Here is a 17522-nt window from a genome sequence, read left to right on the forward strand (position 1 = left end):
ATCGACAATCACTAATAACAAGCTAAAAACCTATGACTACCAACAACCACAAACAACATCTTTACCCCACCCGCATCGATATGTCAGCAGCCACCCGCTCTCAAGTAGTCGGGCTGCTCAACGCCACACTAGCAACGACTCTGGACTTAAAAACTCAAGTCAAGCAAGCTCACTGGAACGTTAAAGGCATGGACTTCTACCAGTTGCACCTGCTGTTTGACGAAATGGCAACAGAACTCGAAGAATACATCGATTTGGTTGCCGAACGGGTCACAGCTTTGGGCGGTTTGGCAGTAGGAACAGCCCGCACAGCCGCCGCCGATTCGATTTTGCCAGAATTTCCTTTCGACATTTTAGACGGGAAAGAATATGTGACGGCTTTGGCCGATCGCTACGCACCCTACGCCAAACACCTGCGAGTCGCCATCGACAAAACTGGCGAACTCGGCGATGCCGATACAGCGGATCTGTACACCGAAATTTCGCGGACAATTGACAAGCGTTTGTGGTTCCTCGAAGCGCATTTGCAAGGTTCTGCGACAACTGCAACAGCCGCCGCCGAAAAAGTTGCCGTCAAATAGCCAAAAAAAAGTTGTGGGGTGGGCGCGGGAGCCCGCCCCACAGATGTATTTCCTTAAGGCTCGTGACAGTTTACGATCGAGAATATGTCCATTTATTAATTTGGATGAGTTTTTCGTGACTGCCAATATTCCAGATTATGCTCCTCAACTGCAACGCCTGATAGAACAGGCGGGGCTTTCGAGCGATCGAGAACTCAGCCAAAAAGCAGGAGTTTCCGAGATCCAGCTAAGTCGCCTGCGTCGCGGCTTAGCTTTGCAAACCCGAGCCGACATCCTGCTCAAAATCAGTCAAGCTTTGCAAATTTCCTTAACGGAACTGCTCGCAACCTTGGCGCCAAACTATGTAGAGTTAGAAAAGGCACCACCGACAGCCGTAGAACAAGAATATCAGCGCTTGCAAGCTTCGATCGAACAGCAGCGAGAATCTTTGATGCAGGAATTCCAGCTATCTAGCGTGCAAATTTTAGAATCTTGGATGTTGCAGTGGCCGACTGCTGCAAGCAAAGCTCAGGAAAATCACAACTTGCGGGCTCAGAAACTACTGCCCTTGCTGCGGCCCGTCGAGCAGTTATTGGAGCATTGGGGGGTGGAGTCGATCGCCCCAGTCGGAGCCCAGATTCCCTACAACCCCCAACAGCACCAGCTCATGGAAGGAACAGCCGAACCAGGAGAACCCGTCAAAGTCCGCTACACAGGGTACAGACAAGGCGACAAACTCCTCTACCGCGCCAAAGTTAGCCCAGTTTGATTAATATCAGAAGGCATTCGGCAGAACAAAGATTCTCCCTATCTCAAAATTAACTCCCGAAGCGCTGCGACTCTGATCGGCGTTACGATCCGCGACGAGTACCATCTCTTGCACTCAAAACTATTCTCCTGCTCTTAGGCTTTGAGGCTTTCCTCCTCTCTTATTTGGATCGGAGTCCATCTCGCAGCTATACTAGCCTAGTCTGGCTAGAAATTCTGACATTCCCACCGCAAAATATGAGTCCTGTAGTTAAAATTATTCAGCCCTCTGGCATTTTAGACGGCACCAAGGCAAGTCAATTCCGCCAAGAGATTAGCGACCTAGTGGAAGCGGGAGCCGATGTGGTATTGATAGACTTCACTGATGTGACATTTATGGATAGTTCTGGTTTGGGCGCTTTAGTCTTAGCGCTCAAAACAGTCCGGGCCGCTGGGAGTCAATTAGTTGTCTGTTCTATCAACGAGCAAATCCGCATCTTATTTGAACTCACCAGCATGGATCGAGTTTTCGAGATATTTCAGACCCGCGATGCTTTTAATAGCAAAATTCTCTCAACTAACTAAATCTTTGGACTGCTGCCTTCTTGCTATTTGGTCGCAGATGCAGTGCAAGAAGTCAGCTAGCCAAAGTTTACCTTGAGTAAAGACCAATCATCATCAAAAACTGCTTTAGCGTTCAACTTTTGAATGTAGTTCAAAACCAGCTCTAACTGGTCGGCACTTGCACCGTTGTAAGCTGCTAACAAATCTACGAAAGGGTCAAGCCCCCAGATATTGCCGTCAGGTTGGTGGATCTCGTATACCCCGTCGCTAAAGATGTAGAGAGTGCTCAAATCCTCGACATCGCAGCAATTATCGACATAGGGGGCGTCGGGAAACATCCCAACCGGCATTCCGGGGGTTTTTAATCGCTGGATTTTAGCGGTGCTCGCAGGCGACTGGGAAATCAAGACGGCCGGGGGATGACCAGCGCTGGCATAAACTAGCTGGCGAGAAATGCGGTTGTAAACCCCATACCAGATGGTGAAATACTTGTCATTTTGGTAGCTCATCTGGAAGGTGGTGTTCAGAGCGCGCAAAACGTCGCTGGGTTTGTAGTAGTCTATGTTGGGGAGCGTGCGCGATCGCAGCAAATTCAGCACGGCCACAGAAGGCAGCGCCGCCCGCAAACCGTGACCGGCTACGTCGAGCAAGTAAATCGCCAAATAATCGGCATCTAGCCAGTTGTAGTCAAAGCAATCTCCCCCCAACTGCCGGGAGGGAATGAATTTTGCCTCGATGCTAAAAGGTTCCGTCATCGGATCTGGCAGCAGCGATTGCACGTACTCGGCCGCCTCTGCTAACTCTGCTTCCAGACTTTGCTTGGCAATTTTCAAATCTCGGCTGAGTTGGTGCAGCCTCAATCCCGCGCGTACTCTCGCCTGTAATTCGTTCAGTTCGATCGGCTTCGAGATAAAATCGTCGGCACCGGCGTCGAGGCCTTTGACTCGATCGGCGATCGAACCCAAAGAAGTCAACAAAAAGAATTGTGTAGTTGACAGATCCGGATCTGCCTTAACTCGACGGCAGACATCGATGCCGGTCAAGCGGGGCATGATCCAATCGCAAATTATCAGGGCCGGACGCAATTTTTGCGCCTGGGCTACACCGTCTTCGCCATTGCTTGCTACTGTTACTTCGTAACCCTGTTTTTTCAGGGTTCTTCTCAGCAGTTCTTGAACAGCCGTATCATCGTCAATAACCAGAATTTGAAACATGGGCACTTAGGTACTACAAGTTTTTCAAGGTCTGGGGGTCATTTAAAATATATCCTGTCAGCGCCCTTGTCTGAGATTGAGTATAGTTTATTGACATCGCTTTGAGGTAATTGCTTTTGACGGCGGGTCGTTGAGTTCAATTTACGTTAAAATTGGATAGAAATTTGGCGCGATCGAACTTCACTCAGTTTATACTCAGAATATAAATTTTTATAGACTTTTATTTGCTACAGGCGCTGGTTGACATGGAAGTGCTATTTATGGTAAAGTGACTCACCGATTATTCGATTAGACATTGATCCACGGCCCACCAGAGCTAGTATCCTCAAACTACCATTCAATTTTGCCGCCGTTATACTTTGTCTCGTGGTATTTTATCTGGTTGTATTTTGTCTCGTTGTATTTTGCCCACCGGCCGATGAAGAACTTGTGTGGTGAGCGTGATTGAATTAAAGGGTTCCGAAAAGTTGCCGATGCTAAAAAAAGCGGATCTTCAAGTCAATACAGGTCTGAATGGATTAAGCTGGGTTTTGTCGTGGTTTGCACAATTGTACGACTCGCGAATTCCTACAAGTGTGTGGATACGGTGTCAGTTGGCTTTGGCTGAGGGCTTTACGAATGCGGTGCGTCACGCCCATAAGGGCAAACCAGCGGATTTGCCTGTTGACATTCAGGTGGCAGTGTTCGCTGAATCTTTAGAGATTAAAATTTGGGACTCGGGCGATCCATTTGATTTAGAGAAAAAAATCAAAGATATTTCGGAAAAAGTCGATATTCATTCTCCGGGCGGGCGGGGCCTAAAATTGATTAAAGACATCGCAGACAGTATTAGTTACGAGAGAAAGGCTGATGGACGAAATTGTTTGTCGATCGTCAAAAATTATACTCCTGTCTCAAGGCCCAACAATGAAGATGATATTTTGGAAGTGGTAGAGGAAATTTCTGATTAATGGATTCATCGGGTTTTAAACGCGGGACATCGGATTCAGCCACAGCAGAATTGTTCGTTTTAATTGATTTAATTCGCGATACACTTCTTGTTTGACCCATTGCCCGATCGCGTCGAAAGGTGTAAAAATTTGACCCACAGGCCAGCTAACATCCTGCCCCAAGGGCGTTTGATGGTTGCCCGCTAGAGTCTGAACTGTAATCATGTCGGGAAATCGTGCTTTTAGCAGTTTGGTCAACAGCAGGGTTTGGTCGATGTTGTCGCCGTTAAATTTGACTAAAAGATTGCGCCGGATTTGATAGCTATCTTGGACGAGGCGATTAGTCTCTTGCGGGGAAGGGGTAAACTCGACGTTAAAGACGGGGGAAATTTGCTCGACGATCGGGATTGCTTCGGATGCCGCATAATTGTTGAAAGAAATCAGAATATTGCCTGCCCTTTCTACGTCAAATACAGAACCGATCAGCAAGTGCAGTTTGCATCCCATGCTGTGTCCCATGCCGTAAATGGGGAGATAGGAAGATTTGAGCAATTTAGTGCCGCGCAGGCGATCGAGGGCATTTTCAAATTTGTTTAGGACATCGCGGGCGATCGCAATATGATCCAAAGTATTGACAAACGGCGTTGCTACTACAACATATCCTTGCTTCCCCAAAGCTTCTAACAGCCAGCGATAGGTGAGTTGCGGTGCTGTCGCCACAAATGCACCGCCGAGAAAATGTACGATCGCGATCGGTCTTGAAGGAATTAATACCCAGTTGCCCGAAATTTCTTGCCAGTCCATAAATTCAATCTAATTCCAAATAAAAATGCTATCTTCCTCTGAAGGTAAAAGGCAGAATGTTTTATAAATTTTTGCTTTTATTTTCTGTATCAAAAAGGGGTTGGCTCCCCATTTTTTAATTCCACAAACTTTCCTTTTTACTTATACATTATTTATTCTAACTCTTGTGGGGGCAAATAGCACGGCGCGGGAAAGCTGCTATTAGCGCCTTTTATAGGCTTGAAGCTAGTGGCAGAATAAATCAAGACTGACATCAGCGACTTTCAAAAATTTTTATATGGTCTACCACCGCACGCCTGCAAGCCGCTATAGCTGCTATTGCGGGTAATTGACCCGACGACAGGATATTAACAGTCAAATACGGCTCAAAATCCCTATATCGCGTATTAATCAGCCCCGGGGCGATCGGCTTCGGCTTTATTGGCAGTACCTATTTTCTTCACTAAACCCGGATACAACTATAACATCCTTTAGGACAGCCCCCCGATTTCAGAGGATCGCTGGGGGTTTAATGGTGGCGAATGACTGATATCTTCTGCCGTTTGATGACTCAACTTTTCCTTAGCCTTCATCCATTTCCACTTGTCCACAGTAGCTTGAGGGTTGAGCACTGTGGTAGCGAGGCCGTAAATAAGAGCCGGCAAAACCTCCCGATTTAAAAAACTTTGTCCCAGCTTTCTCATGTAGTGCAGTGCCAAAACTTCTCGGAATTTGTTGAGCCTTTTCAAAAGTGGCAAATTCTTAAAGCATAACTCTTCGTACTCGTGGAGTGATAACTCTTTTTCTCCCCGCAGGCGCCGCAATTGGTTTTCCTTGACACAATCAGAAGCTATGCGCTTCTTCAGCCAGTGCTTATCTGTGAGAGAGTTCCCTCTAATCCGATAATTTCCCAAAGGTTCTGTCGCCGCTAACAAGCCATACTTTTGAGCAAGTTTGGTAAATAACTCTGTATCTTCTCCTACCTGCCAATCTTCTGCAAACCCGCCTTCTTTGAGAAGAATGGAGCGATCGACTACAACAGAAGACGGGAAAACCCAAGGACTTTCGCCTGTCTCCTTAATCGCCTGCATTTCTACTTTAGTTGTAGGATAAGTGGGAATGTAACTCAACTTGTTGCCGCGCTTGTCTAAATATCGCAAAGCATGAGCCACAGCTTTGACTTCGGGATTGTCTGCCAGCATCTTCAAACAAACTTCTAACTTATTGGGTTCCCAGGTATCGTCGCTGTCGATAAACGCTACATACTCCCCTGTGGCGCGATATATCATTAAATTTCTAGACTTAGAAACCCCGTAATTTTGGGGATTCCTGAAGTATTGAATTCTCGAATCTTGCTCGACCAGCTTAGCAGCAACTTTGTCAGTAGCGTCAGTAGAAAAGTCATCAACAATTAAAATTTCTACATTCTTGTATGTACCCTTGAGTACGGAGGCAACTGTCTCGGCCAGAGTATCGGCAGCATTGAATGCAGGAATGATTACACTGACTTTTTGGCTGTTCATAACTTGCATTAAGGTGTGGTGTGGTAGTTGTTCGCCGAAGTCTAGTGTGGAAGCAGACACTCTGACTCCTTTACGTGTAAGTACCAGTATTCCCGAAACTTGCCTACATACTGTCAGTATAACAGATTTACCTAGGTCAGTGTTATCTACCATAAGGAGGGGACAGCCCTTAGCAGCCGGAGTGCAGACTATTATTGGGCGGGCAATTTGTCTGACACAAAGGCGACTGCTGCGAAGGATTGAGGGTTTTTTCCGGGGACGGGAGTTGTCATAAATTCGATCGCATCTTTTTGCTTTAATACGGCTTACCAAGAAAAATCCGGCTTCATGCAGAAGGATTGTTTTGATAACTATACAGCTACAAAGAAACGAGTTTCTGACCGAAAGCGTCCAGAATACAAGCCCCCGCATTTATCCGTGGGGTCAATGCTTCCATTCTTTAATCTAAAATCGTTCGACTGAGCGTCTTGGCCCTGAGCCTGTCGAAGGGTCACGCCGAAGTCTAAAATCTAAAATCGATTGACTCAGTTCGATTCCGGTTAATCGCTAATCATAAATTTGTTTTTCGTGCGCCCTGGGCGGGCGAGTGAGGACGTTATATTTCTCACTACAAACCTAATTATAATTATTAAATCCCACTTGAGAGCAAGATTGGGTAAATCCTGTTTTATTGATTGACTCACCAGTCGAACAACTGCCCAAAAACCGCTATGCTAAGTCTGCTACTTGTTCCATTGCCATAGCAATCACCTAAAATACTGATTGTTTTGCTGGGCATTGCTTCATCAGGCTAGGTAAAAAAATCAATTGAAAATTCCGAACCTTTGTGAATAATGTTTATATGATTTGCATCTTGAGTTTTTCCTACAGTAAATCAGCAACGCCGTTTTTCTGCGTTCATCAGCTTTTTTGAAATCAGTATTTTCTGAAAAAAGATGCTTTTTCTAACTTGTTTAATTATTAAATTGCAATAAGCTGTCCCTGATTTTTCTCTTCCTCTTGTACCGCGACAGGTTCCCAGGCTCAAATGGTTTCCCCATCTGCCATCACAGGTAATTTATTTGCGGTTGAACTCAGTACCGCTAGGTTTTAGGGAAGATGCTTCTAAAAGTATACTATAAAAAATCCTCGCCTCATCTGTAAAAAATGTTGCCAAAGTTCTTGAGCAAAGTGCAAATTTATACTTGTTGCCTAACAGTCTTGGTGTTGGGCGGCTGCCAGCAACAGCTACACCCAACCTTGCTGCAGCAGCGCAGCAAACAGGGCATGGCAGTTTCAGCTCACCCTCTGGCGAGCGCTGCAGGGCTGGCCCTGCTACAACAGGGAGGCAATGCAGTGGATGCGGCGGCTGCTACCGCTTTGGCGATTTCGGTGGTGGAGCCTTTTTCGGCGGGTATCGGTGGCGGGGGTTTTTTGCTCCTGCGGCGGGCGGAAACGGGGACTGTGCAAGCGCTGGATTTCCGGGAACGAGCTCCGAAACGGGCGGCGCGGGATATGTACCTCGACAAGCAAGGTAAGGTGCGCCCAAGGGCAAGTCGGGACGGGCATTTGGCGGCGGGTATTCCGGGTACTGTTGCTGGACTTTATACGGTGCACCGCGAGTATGGTAAGTTGCCTTGGGCCCAGGTGGTGGCCCCGGCGATCGCCCTGGCTGAAAAAGGCTTTCCGGTAAGTTCGCGGTTTACCACGGCTACCGAGCGACGACAGGATGTGCTCAAAAAAAACCGGGCGGCGCGTGAGGTTTTTACTCGCGGTGGCATTTTATACCAGCCGGGTGAGCTTTTGGTGCAGCGCGATTTAGCGCGGACATTGCGACAGATTGCTGAAAATCCGCAAAGTTTTTATACCGGGGACATTGCGCGGGCGATCGCCGCCGATATGGCTAAAAACGGCGGCCTTATCACTCTGGAAGATTTGAAAAACTATACGCCGATCTGGCGAAATCCGGTTTGCGGCAACTTTCGCACTTACGAAATTTGCGCGATGTCGCCTCCTTCTTCCGGCGGCGTTCATTTGTTGCAAATCTTAAATATTCTGGGAGATACGGATCTCAAGAGGTTGGGGAGGCAAAGTCCAGATACTTTGCACTTGCTGGCGGAGAGCATGAGGATTGCTTATGCTGACAGGGCACAGTATTTGGGCGACCCGGATTTTGTGAGTGTACCAGTCAAAGCTTTGACTAGCAGCAATTATGGCAAATTGAGACGATCGCAAATCCAAATGTCAAAAGCCAGACCCTCTAGCGAGGTAAAGGCTGTTGACGCTGAAACTTTGAACCGTCTGCTGTGGGAGTCTCCCGAAACTACCCACCTGACGGTAGTTGACAAAGAGCGCAACGTAGTAAGCTTAACGTTTACCGTGAATGGGGGTTTTGGGGCTGGAGCCGTGGCCGCGGGTACGGGAATTTTGCTCAACAACGAGATGGATGATTTTGCAGCGGCGCCGGGAGTACCGAATTTGTCGTCTGGTTTGGTGGGCGGGGAGGCAAATTCGATCGCCCCGCGCAAAACTCCTTTATCGAGCATGACGCCGGTCATCGTGACAGAAAATGGCAAATTTCGCCTCGCTGCGGGAGCTCCCGGAGGCAGCACGATTATTACCACGGTGCTGCAAATTGTACTGAACGTATTGGTTTACGACATGAATGTCGGCGATGCTGTGTCTGCACCTCGCGTACACCACCAGTGGCAACCGGATCGCCTGATGGTGGAACGGGGAGGTTTTGAGACTGCGACGCTTTCGGAGTTGCGGCGGCGGGGACACCAGATTGTCGAACGTGACGACTGGGGCAATGCCAATGCGATCGTCCTGACTGCAGACGGTTGGTTGGAAGGGGCTGCCGATCGGCGCGGGGAAGGAGAAGCAAGGGGATTTTAGTCAACAGTCAGTCGATTAGAGATTTTAGATTTTAGAGGGGAGGGAGACTTCGGTGACTCAACGATTTGAGATTTACTCCAAAGATGAATCTGAAATGTTGAACTAGGGTCAAAAATTTTGATATCTCTAGGACAGGAATCAGGGGCTTGTATACGTTTTTTGGGCGAGGTCATCTTTCCTGAGTCATTAGCTATTAGTCATTAGTCATTAGTCATTTGGGATCTCGCAAACGGTATTAAAACCCGGTTTCTTTTGTCTCCAGTGCGTAAGTCCTGAAATTATTCGTCTATGTACGTTTATTTTTGCATCCCTATTTTTGCGCTGAGGTTTATTGGGTGACTAACTGCCAACATTTACCAAAACAAATAATCACCAAAAGCGTATATTCACTTACGTGTAAAGTTATGGTAAAGGCACTAGACATTAATAGTTATATAATGTAAAAATTAAGTTGTGGATAGGATCGGGTTTGTATCTTTCAGGAAAAATTTATGATAATTACTCACAAAATTGCTGCCTTAACAGCTACATTAACTACTACTCTGAGTTTGTTGGCAGCGCCAGCAATGGCATTTTCGGTAGGGGCAACTAATAACACTGAGACTTTAAAAAATAATTTATTGGGGGCTAATACAGCCGGGTTGAGTAATTTCTCTGTTTCAATTACGGGTAATCCGGCTGCTTTTGGTACTTTCACTAATGACCCCTTCGGTTTGACATCAGGTGTTGTTCTGAGCACTGGTAAAGTCGCCGATATACGGGGTAAGAATCGGAAAGATAACTTCACGACAAAGGATAGCGATTTAAACACGGACTTTGGGGCTAAGGGTGAAGAGGGGGATTTGACTCAGCTAAACCTCAGCTTTTTTGCTAATAGCACGGTTGAAAAGTTAGTCTTTCAATATGTATTTGCTTCTGAGGAGTTTCCTGAGTTCGGCGGTTATGAAGAATATAATGACGATTTTGAACTGCTGCTGAACGGCACTAATTTGGCAAAATTGAGCGACGGAAAAACAGTTACGATTAATAATCTTGTTCCCGATCCATATAATCGCTCTAAAGATCACCCCGACTATATTGACAACCCAAGTTTGACAGGTATTGCTGCTAACATCGTTAAGCTCGACGGTTTTACTAAAGTTTTAGGTTTTGAGGGTTTGCTCAAGCAAAATCAGACGAATGTTCTCAGTATCCGCATTAAAGATGTGGGCGATGGCAATTTAGATTCTGCTGTATTTATTAAAGGCGGTTCTGTGGGGACGGTTGAACCTGAGCCGGTTCCCGAACCGATGACTGTGGGAGGTTTGATGGCGGGAGGCGCTATGCTGGCTGCTGGACGAAAGTTACGCAATTCCCGTGGCGGAAGTAATTAATAACGGAAGGAAGTTCGCCAACGAGCAATGTACGGGATATAACGGATGTAAAGGATAAAAGGAAGAAGTAAGAAGAAAGTTCGGCAACGAGCAATGTACGGGATGTAACGGATGTCAGCCCGATGGAAATCGGAAGAAGGAAGAAGGAAAAAACAGAACAGGAACCATTTTGGCGGTTGCTGTAATATGAATCTCGATTAGCCGTGTTGGAGACAGAAACGGGGTTTGATGAACGAAAAGACCTCGTTGCAGTTATTGAACCGGGTAAAAAACTCGGTTTGTGCGATCGCGATCGCGTAATATCATGTCAAGTAATTTAACCATTATGGGTACGCAGCGAGGAATGCAAGTCCTCATAAAACTATGACGACGAATGCCCTCACTACGAACCAATTTTATTGCGGTTGTTCTAGCGGACGGAATATAAGTTTTTATCCCAAATTCGCAAAGGGCGGATTTTTTTGTATTTGGAGTTGCAGCAAATATTACGGGTAAAAACCGCCTCTACAACAACTGACTAAAAACTAAATAATTTAGCTATGAACAGTACCGTCGGGTAAGATTGTACCTGTTAATGTAGTCCGGGTGAGTTTGACCATAACTCGATCGCCGTAACCGATTTTCGCTCCTGTTAAGTCAGCACCGCTCAAGTCAGCACCGCTCAAATCGGCTCCGATTAAGTTGCTTTCTCTCAAGTTGGCATTGATCAAACAAGCTCCTAACAAATTGGCCCTGAACAAGTTTGCTTGGTGCAAATTCGCGCCTGTGAGATTGACGTTGTGTAAAAAAGCATCACTTAAGTCGGCTTCACTCAGGTTTGCATTACTCAAGTTTCTTCCTGAAAAATCCTTTTCTTTTAAGGAAGCTCCTTTGAAGTTGGAACCGCTTAAATCGGGAGCTTGCGGCCCAGCTTGGCGGTAAGACTGAGATGGCGGCGGCTGCGATTGGTAGCGGGACGCCTCTGAATACGGCCCTGCAGGGTTTCCCCCATAGTTTCCCGGATAATTTCCAGGATATTTTCCTGAAGAGGGTTCAGAAGAGTAGCGGGGTTCTTTAGGGTTGACCGGTGGTGGCTGGGTGTTTTGGTGCTGGGTGTTTGGATACTGAGTATTTCTGTACTGAGTATTGGGTTGCTGAGTATTGGGTTGCTGAGTATTGGGTTGCTGGGTAGTTTGTTGCTGGGTATTTTGTTGCTGAGTGTTTCTGTACTGAGTATTTTGTTGCTGGGTAGTTTGTTGCTGGGTATTTTGTTGCTGAGTGTTTCTGTACTGAGTATTTTGTTGCTGAGCGTTTTGTTGCTGAGTGTTTCTGTACTGAGCGTTTTGTTGCTGGGTAGTTTGTTGCTGAGTATTTCTGTACTGAGCGTTTTGTTGCTGAGTATTTCTGTACTGAGCGTTTTGTTGCTGGGTGTTTCTGTGCTGAGTATGTTTTTGCTGAACGTTCTGATTCTGACCTCTTGGTTGAATCGATCGCAATTGTTCGCGAGCTTGATTAATTTCCTTAATCTTTTCTTCAGCTTTTTGTAGTAGTCTGGGATTGTCTTTGGGGATGCGATCGGGGTGCCAAATGAACGCTAAATCCTTGTAGGCTTGGCTAATTTCTTCTCTGGAAGCTCCCGGCAACAGTCCCAGCACTCTATAGTATTGGTCGAGGTCGTTCATTGTACCACCTTTCGCTTTAAGAAATTAGAAATTAAAAATTAAGATCGGAGCAAAAGCCGTTCTCAAAGCTTGCTTGTCCGATCGTACATTAGATGAACAATAACTCAGCTAAGCCGCTGCTGGCAAAAATTCTCGAATTCGCTGCAAGTATGTTGCGGCATCCTCCAGCATCGGAAAGTGAGCCGTATTGGGAATTATAACAAATTCTACTTTTTTGCTGAGGGAGGCTGCTTGCTCTCCCATGACGGCGGGGATAATTTGGTCGAATTCTCCGGCAACAAGCAGTGTGGGAACACTCAGCCGCGCAAATTCTTGGGGCATTTCCTCGGCGGCTCTTTTGCTGACGGCCGTCACCATTGTACCCATAGCAGCTTGCTCGTCTGCCATTAAAAAATCCTTGAGAAACGCCAGACTGACCTCTCTGGGCAGGGAGCGGCGCAAAAACCGGGCCATAAATAGCCGATCGGCAAAGGGGATCGATGCCAACCAAGAGGGTCTAAATTTTACCACATAGCCACCGAATTTGTGAAAAGTTGTAAAAGATTTCTCATCGTATTCAAAAATCCCGCTGCAAGTGAGAATTGCTTTTTCTACTTTTTCGGGGTAAAGGTTGAGAAATAAAGTAGCAATTGAGGCACCTGTGGAGTGAGCATTGAGAAAGACGCGGCTTAAATTCAGAGATTCTAATAATTCCGCTAAGTCGCGGGCGTAGGTTTCGAGTTCGTAGCTGGACTCAGGAGGCTCTTTTGGCAAAGGCGATCGACCAAAACCTCTCATATCGTAGAGCAAACAATCAAAATCATCAGCAATAGCCCGGGCCGTGCTTTCCCAGTAGCGCGCCGATCCCGCCCAGCCGTGGAGAAATACCATCACTGGTTTCCCGCTAGGTTGGGCCGTGTTATCTGCCGTTATCCACTCGTAATAATGTTCTACACCGCGAATTGAAATGAAAGACATGATATTGATTTGGGATTCTTAGATTTTAGATTTTAGATTTTAACTCATAATTGTTCAGTAAATGCCCAAATTCCCGACTTCTTAAAAAAAGTCAGGAATCTCAAGACTATATCCATCCAAAAACTCTGCGTTAACCTGCGTCAATCTGCCCACATTTGCGGTCAAAAATCACCCACATAAAAACTAATCATAGATATTAAGCCGCAGAAGCAGCCAGCCAAAATAAACCATCTACCAAAAGCGTGCTTAACACAGCGCCGCTGAAAGCGCGCCAGTGCAGTTCTCGATCGCGCAAACTCAGCAAACCGACTGTTAGCAGCACAGCGATTAAAACTAGAGCGCAACCTATGCCCCAAGGAGTTTCAATTTGACCGATCGCACTTTGAAAAATCGGCATTGCTAATTCCGGTTCCGCGTGCATCACTTGCCGCCAGTAGGGCATCAACCCAGTTAAATAAAAATATAAATCAGTAATGGCAGTGCCCAAGAGCGAACCTAAATAAAAATAGCCGCCCACTTTTCCCCAAGATTTGCCCAAGCACCAAATAGCAAAAGGCAAGCCAATTGATTCTATAGGTAGATGTAAAATTGGTTCCCATCTAAACCAGCCCCAATAGATAGAACCTGCCAGCCAACATCCGGCAAATCCTAATAATAAATCTCCCCAAAGTTGGGTTTTGGGGCGGAAAATTAGAATTAAACTCAGAACGAACCAGGGAATAGTTGACAGCAAACTGATAGTTGGATATAAGCGCACTAAGGGTGCTTGCACGAAGACTGGAATTGATACTAAAAAGGCTGAGGCGCTAAATATTAACCACTGTTTGATGGTGTTTGTTGTGCCTGAAGTGACAGAATTGTCGAGGCGGGCGATGGTGGCAATAGGTGCGATCGCGGATGATACTAAATTAAGATTAAACAACTGATTGGACTCCGTATTGTTTCAATAGGTGGACTAAAAATTTTGCTGCGGTTGTGGGTGCGACAGTCTCAATGCCGGCGGCGGTTTGGCTGACGTGCCAGCCTTTTGCCGTTTGGGGAGTTCGCCATAAATCCAAATGTTCGATCGCGGGATCTGCATAAAAGCTTTCTCCACCGCCACCGAGAATTGCCGAACTCCAGTGCGTAAAGCGATCGTGGCTGATGCGGTGGATGGGAAAATTGCCCCCCAGGGGTACTCCCCAACCGTCTAAGGCAAAAAAAGCCCCGACTTTGCCGCCGAGTTGCTGCCACATCCAAGCCGCCCCGATCGCCCCGGCTACTCCTGCCGAAAAGCTGACAAATACTAGACTTTCTCCTGCTAACTCTTCGCTGCACAAAAAGTCCAATATGTCAAGAGCTGAAAAAGGGGGATGTTTATGAGCGGGAAAAATCTTGACACGATCGACTATTTGCTGGTTTTGGCGATCGGCTGCCAGTCCCCAAAGCCCCGAAAGTCCCGCCAGGAAACAGTCGGTTAGCTTTGGTTCGTGGACTCCGGGGCAAATTACCAGTCTCATAGTTCGTCAAGAAAGTTAATATAGTTCGCAACATAACTTTATCATATGCCTACTATATCATATACTACCCCTGGGGATAGGGTGTTAAACTTATAATAGAGTCAAGTTTGAAGAGTATCCCCCCAAGTAAAAAGCTGGGAACGCTCCAAACCGCATTAATCTGAGGGAAGGTCAGGGAGTCTTAAGAAAACATAAAACTTATCCCCCCCAGCCCCATTCCCTGTCAAGCTTAGCAAAGCCTGATTCTAGTTTTAAGCAGTTCTGTATTTAGATTTAACTTTTCTGGCGGCGTCGAAGCCGACCCCACAAAAGCTTAAAGAAACAGGATTGTGAAAATTAGAGGCCTGCCAGCTTAGCTGGCGTACGAATTTCGGGTCAGGGTCAAAAAACCGACTTAGGACTGATGCTCATCAATCCGGTTTCTAGGATAAATAAGAGGTTTGACCAGGAAGTATGGGCGCAGAAACCGGGAATCAGCCCCGCGCACGTCAGTCGTGCGATCGCAAAAAATGAAAAATCTCAGATTCACCCTTCATCCTGCCTGGATCTCTTAGAATAAATAAAATTGAGGAATACAAAGTGGTTGCTTCTCCAGAAAAAATCGATTTCAAAACATCTGCAGCACCCGCAAGTAACGATCGCGTTGCTGTATTGCTGATGGGTTACGGCGAAGTCGAAAGCTACGACGATTTTGCCAACTACAACGAACAAGCTTTAAATTTGCTTACGGCAAAGTTTGCGCCAGTACCGCTTTGGATTTATCCGCCGCTGGCGAAGATTTTAGCAATCTTTGACTTGCACGAGTGGAGTCACCAACACGGTCAATTCGTTTCGCCGCACAATGCAATTTTTGAACAGCAGCGCGCTGGGATTGAAAAGAATTTACAGGAGAAATGGGGCGATAAAGTAAAAGTGTTCAAAGCTTTTAACTTTTGCGCGCCGTTTTTGCCGGAACAAGTAATTCCGCAAATTCAAGCAGAAGGATTTGACAAAATTCTGATTTATCCGCTGTTGGTTGTTGATTCTGTTTTCACCAGCGGCATTGCAGTCGAACAGGTGAATAAAGCTTTAGCACAAACCTTTGATGGTAAGGAACATTGGGTAAAAGGACAGCGCTACATTCCTTCTTTTTACGATGAACCTGCTTACATCCAGCTAATGGCGGATTTGGTTGAAGAGGAAATTAAGAACGATTTAGCTGTAGCGCATTTGCCTTCTCAGATTGGGATTGTGCTGATGAATCACGGTTGTCCGCACAAGGCGAAGGGCTTTACTTCGGGAATTGTGGAAAGTCAAGCTTTGTACGATCGCGTGCGGGAACGTTTGATGTATCGCTATCCTTTGATTTCGGTGGGCTGGCTGAACCACGACACGCCGCTGATTGAGTGGACACAGCCGGATGCGACGTTGGCTGCGAAGAATTTGATTGATTTGGGTGCAACTGCGATCGTGTTTATGCCGATCGGATTTGCGACAGAAAATCACGAAACATTGTTAGATGTTGACCACATTATTGAGTCTTTGCAGAAACAGCGTCAAGGAGTAACTTACCGCAAATTGCCTTGCGTTAACGACCATCCAGAGTTTCTGAAAATGGCGGCTGAGTGGGCAAATCCGCAGATTGAAGCGTTGTTGAGTGAAACTGCGGTTGCTGTTAATCCGAGTTTGGCTTCGGCGCACCGCGAACACAGCCATTCTCATGGGGAACACGGCCATTCTCATGGAGATCACGGGCATTCTCACGGACACGGGCATTCTCATGGTGAACACGGTCATTCTCATGGCGGGCACGGCCATTCTCACGGGCATGGGCACAGTCATTAATTAGTTGAGTTAAAAAGTTGATCGCCCTTTGCTTGTTTTAGAGAAAGGGCGATTTGCCTTTTTATCAAATTTTCTGTGCTTGTCAAACATCCGCTTAGTCGCTACACTGTAGATACTCTGTATATACATTTTCTTAGAAAGGATAAATTCCTCAGAGTGATATTACTAACTAGAGGTTCAAGCTATGGTTGCGACGATCGCAAAATGGGGAAACAGTCTAGCTATTCGGATTCCACAGAATTTAGCTAAAGAGATTAACTTGGCTGAGGGTTCCGAAGTGAAGCTTGTCTTGATAGATGGCAAACTGACGATCGAGCCTATCGTTCGTCGGCGGTATTCGCTTGAGGAGCTGATCGAGGCAATGACGCCAGACAATGTTCATACTGAAATTGATACTGGAGTTGCTGTAGGGAACGAAGTTTGGTGACACAATCAAATCCCTACGTTCCGAGTCGAGGCGATCTCGTTTATTTAGACTTTGACCCAACAAAAGGACACGAGCAAAAAGGACTTAGACCTGCTTTTGTGCTGTCGCCTCGTTCCTACAACGAGAAAAGCTCCTTAGCCCTATTTATGCCGATTACAAAACAACAAAAAGGGTATCCTTTTGAAGTTATCCTACCCACTGGATTAAAAGTTCAGGGAGTAATTCTTGCCGATCAAATTAAGTGTTTAGACTGGAAAGCTCGCGGTATTCGATTGGTTGAGTCGGTATCTCAAGATGTAATTGAAGAAATACAAGCTAAAATAGAGCCGTTGTTATTGTAAAAGCATGAAGTTCACGGGGCTGCATAAATCAGACGATCGCGCTTTTCCTGAAATTACCGATGTGCGGGGCGCTAGCGGCGAACTCGTACCCGTTTTGCGCGGCACTCGGTTGCGCGTGCAAACAGTAGTAGTTGCAGCCCAGAAATGGGGTTTTTCGCCAAACCAAATTGCCATTGAGTAGGATTTAAGTGAAGATCAAGTGAACGATGTCTTCGCTTTTTATGCGGCCCACTCTCAGGAAAT

At 46.3% G+C, this 17522-nt stretch carries 17 protein-coding genes; 10 read left to right on the forward strand and 7 right to left on the reverse strand.

Annotation, left to right across the window (positions count from 1 at the left end):
• Positions 1–32 precede the first annotated feature (32 nt).
• The 3 genes from dps (at position 33) to QUA27_RS17835 (ending at position 1892) form a co-directional block, all read left to right on the forward strand.
• Positions 33–581: a DNA starvation/stationary phase protection protein Dps gene (gene dps, locus QUA27_RS17825; RefSeq protein ID WP_333069426.1), complete on the forward strand. Its 549-nt coding sequence runs from the start codon at positions 33–35 to the stop codon at positions 579–581.
• 43 nt (positions 582–624) lie between these two features.
• Positions 625–1329 (forward strand): helix-turn-helix domain-containing protein, encoded by a 705-nt coding sequence (locus QUA27_RS17830; RefSeq protein WP_333069427.1) that lies wholly within the window; start codon positions 625–627, stop codon positions 1327–1329.
• Between the two features lie 236 nt (positions 1330–1565).
• Positions 1566–1892 carry an STAS domain-containing protein gene (locus QUA27_RS17835; protein ID WP_041623653.1) on the forward strand — a complete coding sequence of 109 codons (327 nt, stop codon included), beginning with the start codon at positions 1566–1568 and terminating at the stop codon, positions 1890–1892.
• A gap of 56 nt (positions 1893–1948) precedes the next feature.
• On the opposite strand, the gene QUA27_RS17840 is transcribed toward QUA27_RS17835, so the two are convergent.
• Entirely contained in the window at positions 1949–3085 is a 1137-nt protein-coding gene (locus QUA27_RS17840) for a PP2C family protein-serine/threonine phosphatase (RefSeq protein WP_006632014.1), read from the reverse strand.
• Between the two features lie 431 nt (positions 3086–3516).
• Here QUA27_RS17840 and QUA27_RS17845 point away from each other — a divergent pair, with 431 nt between their 5' ends.
• Positions 3517–4035: an ATP-binding protein gene (locus QUA27_RS17845; protein ID WP_333069428.1), complete on the forward strand. Its 519-nt coding sequence runs from the start codon at positions 3517–3519 to the stop codon at positions 4033–4035.
• A gap of 15 nt (positions 4036–4050) precedes the next feature.
• Here the strand turns inward: QUA27_RS17845 and QUA27_RS17850 are convergent, their stop codons facing one another.
• Both QUA27_RS17850 and QUA27_RS17855 read right to left on the reverse strand, forming a co-directional pair.
• Positions 4051–4818: a DUF1350 family protein gene (locus QUA27_RS17850; protein ID WP_333069429.1), complete on the reverse strand. Its 768-nt coding sequence runs from the start codon at positions 4816–4818 to the stop codon at positions 4051–4053.
• Positions 4819–5288: 470 nt separating this feature from the next.
• Positions 5289–6380, reverse strand: coding sequence for a glycosyltransferase family 2 protein (locus QUA27_RS17855; RefSeq protein ID WP_333069430.1), 1092 nt, complete (start codon positions 6378–6380; stop codon positions 5289–5291).
• Between the two features lie 1086 nt (positions 6381–7466).
• Here QUA27_RS17855 and ggt point away from each other — a divergent pair.
• Both ggt and QUA27_RS17865 read left to right on the forward strand, forming a co-directional pair.
• Positions 7467–9197, forward strand: a complete 1731-nt coding sequence (gene ggt / locus QUA27_RS17860; RefSeq protein ID WP_333069431.1) for a gamma-glutamyltransferase — start codon at positions 7467–7469, stop codon at positions 9195–9197.
• Positions 9198–9688: 491 nt separating this feature from the next.
• Positions 9689–10570, forward strand: coding sequence for a choice-of-anchor L family PEP-CTERM protein (locus QUA27_RS17865; RefSeq protein ID WP_333069432.1), 882 nt, complete (start codon positions 9689–9691; stop codon positions 10568–10570).
• 533 nt (positions 10571–11103) lie between these two features.
• Here QUA27_RS17865 and QUA27_RS17870 read toward each other — a convergent pair.
• From QUA27_RS17870 to QUA27_RS17885, 4 genes are all read right to left on the reverse strand, one after another.
• Positions 11104–12231: a pentapeptide repeat-containing protein gene (locus tag QUA27_RS17870; protein ID WP_333069433.1), complete on the reverse strand. Its 1128-nt coding sequence runs from the start codon at positions 12229–12231 to the stop codon at positions 11104–11106.
• A 108-nt stretch (positions 12232–12339) separates the two neighbouring features.
• Positions 12340–13188, reverse strand: a complete 849-nt coding sequence (locus QUA27_RS17875) for an alpha/beta fold hydrolase (protein ID WP_333069434.1) — start codon at positions 13186–13188, stop codon at positions 12340–12342.
• 196 nt (positions 13189–13384) lie between these two features.
• Positions 13385–14110 carry a DUF3120 domain-containing protein gene (locus QUA27_RS17880; RefSeq protein ID WP_190662774.1) on the reverse strand — a complete coding sequence of 242 codons (726 nt, stop codon included), beginning with the start codon at positions 14108–14110 and terminating at the stop codon, positions 13385–13387.
• On the reverse strand, positions 14103–14687 hold the full coding sequence (locus QUA27_RS17885; RefSeq protein ID WP_333069435.1) for a hypothetical protein: 585 nt from the start codon (positions 14685–14687) through the stop codon (positions 14103–14105). Before QUA27_RS17885 ends, QUA27_RS17880 begins: the two co-directional genes overlap by 8 nt.
• Before the next feature lie 579 nt (positions 14688–15266).
• Between QUA27_RS17885 and QUA27_RS17890 the strand changes: the two genes are divergently transcribed.
• From QUA27_RS17890 to QUA27_RS17905, 4 genes are all read left to right on the forward strand, one after another.
• Positions 15267–16511, forward strand: a complete 1245-nt coding sequence (locus tag QUA27_RS17890; RefSeq protein ID WP_333069436.1) for a ferrochelatase — start codon at positions 15267–15269, stop codon at positions 16509–16511.
• Between the two features lie 184 nt (positions 16512–16695).
• Positions 16696–16938: an AbrB/MazE/SpoVT family DNA-binding domain-containing protein gene (locus QUA27_RS17895; RefSeq protein ID WP_333069437.1), complete on the forward strand. Its 243-nt coding sequence runs from the start codon at positions 16696–16698 to the stop codon at positions 16936–16938.
• Positions 16935–17279: an endoribonuclease MazF gene (gene mazF / locus QUA27_RS17900; RefSeq protein ID WP_333069438.1), complete on the forward strand. Its 345-nt coding sequence runs from the start codon at positions 16935–16937 to the stop codon at positions 17277–17279. Before QUA27_RS17895 ends, mazF begins: the two co-directional genes overlap by 4 nt.
• 4 nt (positions 17280–17283) lie before the next feature.
• A complete protein-coding gene (locus QUA27_RS17905) occupies positions 17284–17460 on the forward strand; it encodes a hypothetical protein (protein WP_333069440.1) in 177 nt (58 codons plus the stop codon).
• The last annotated feature ends 62 nt before the right edge of the window (positions 17461–17522 follow it).

The sequence above is a fragment of the Microcoleus harperi Pol14_C6 genome, assembly GCF_036701295.1.
GTDB lineage: Bacteria > Cyanobacteriota > Cyanobacteriia > Cyanobacteriales > Microcoleaceae > Microcoleus.

Bases quoted from the DNA above. Each gene is read 5' to 3' on its own strand.
- dps (WP_333069426.1), top strand. From the start codon at position 33: ATGACTACCAACAACCACAAACAACATCTTTACCCCACCCGCATCGAT.
- QUA27_RS17830 (WP_333069427.1), top strand. From the start codon at position 625: ATGTATTTCCTTAAGGCTCGTGACAGTTTACGATCGAGAATATGTCCA.
- QUA27_RS17835 (WP_041623653.1), top strand. From the start codon at position 1,566: ATGAGTCCTGTAGTTAAAATTATTCAGCCCTCTGGCATTTTAGACGGC.
- QUA27_RS17840 (WP_006632014.1), bottom strand. From the start codon at position 3,085: ATGTTTCAAATTCTGGTTATTGACGATGATACGGCTGTTCAAGAACTG.
- QUA27_RS17850 (WP_333069429.1), bottom strand. From the start codon at position 4,818: ATGGACTGGCAAGAAATTTCGGGCAACTGGGTATTAATTCCTTCAAGA.
- ggt (WP_333069431.1), top strand. From the start codon at position 7,467: ATGTTGCCAAAGTTCTTGAGCAAAGTGCAAATTTATACTTGTTGCCTA.
- QUA27_RS17865 (WP_333069432.1), top strand. From the start codon at position 9,689: ATGATAATTACTCACAAAATTGCTGCCTTAACAGCTACATTAACTACT.
- QUA27_RS17870 (WP_333069433.1), bottom strand. From the start codon at position 12,231: ATGAACGACCTCGACCAATACTATAGAGTGCTGGGACTGTTGCCGGGA.
- QUA27_RS17875 (WP_333069434.1), bottom strand. From the start codon at position 13,188: ATGTCTTTCATTTCAATTCGCGGTGTAGAACATTATTACGAGTGGATA.
- QUA27_RS17885 (WP_333069435.1), bottom strand. From the start codon at position 14,687: ATGAGACTGGTAATTTGCCCCGGAGTCCACGAACCAAAGCTAACCGAC.
- QUA27_RS17895 (WP_333069437.1), top strand. From the start codon at position 16,696: ATGGTTGCGACGATCGCAAAATGGGGAAACAGTCTAGCTATTCGGATT.
- QUA27_RS17905 (WP_333069440.1), top strand. From the start codon at position 17,284: ATGAAGTTCACGGGGCTGCATAAATCAGACGATCGCGCTTTTCCTGAA.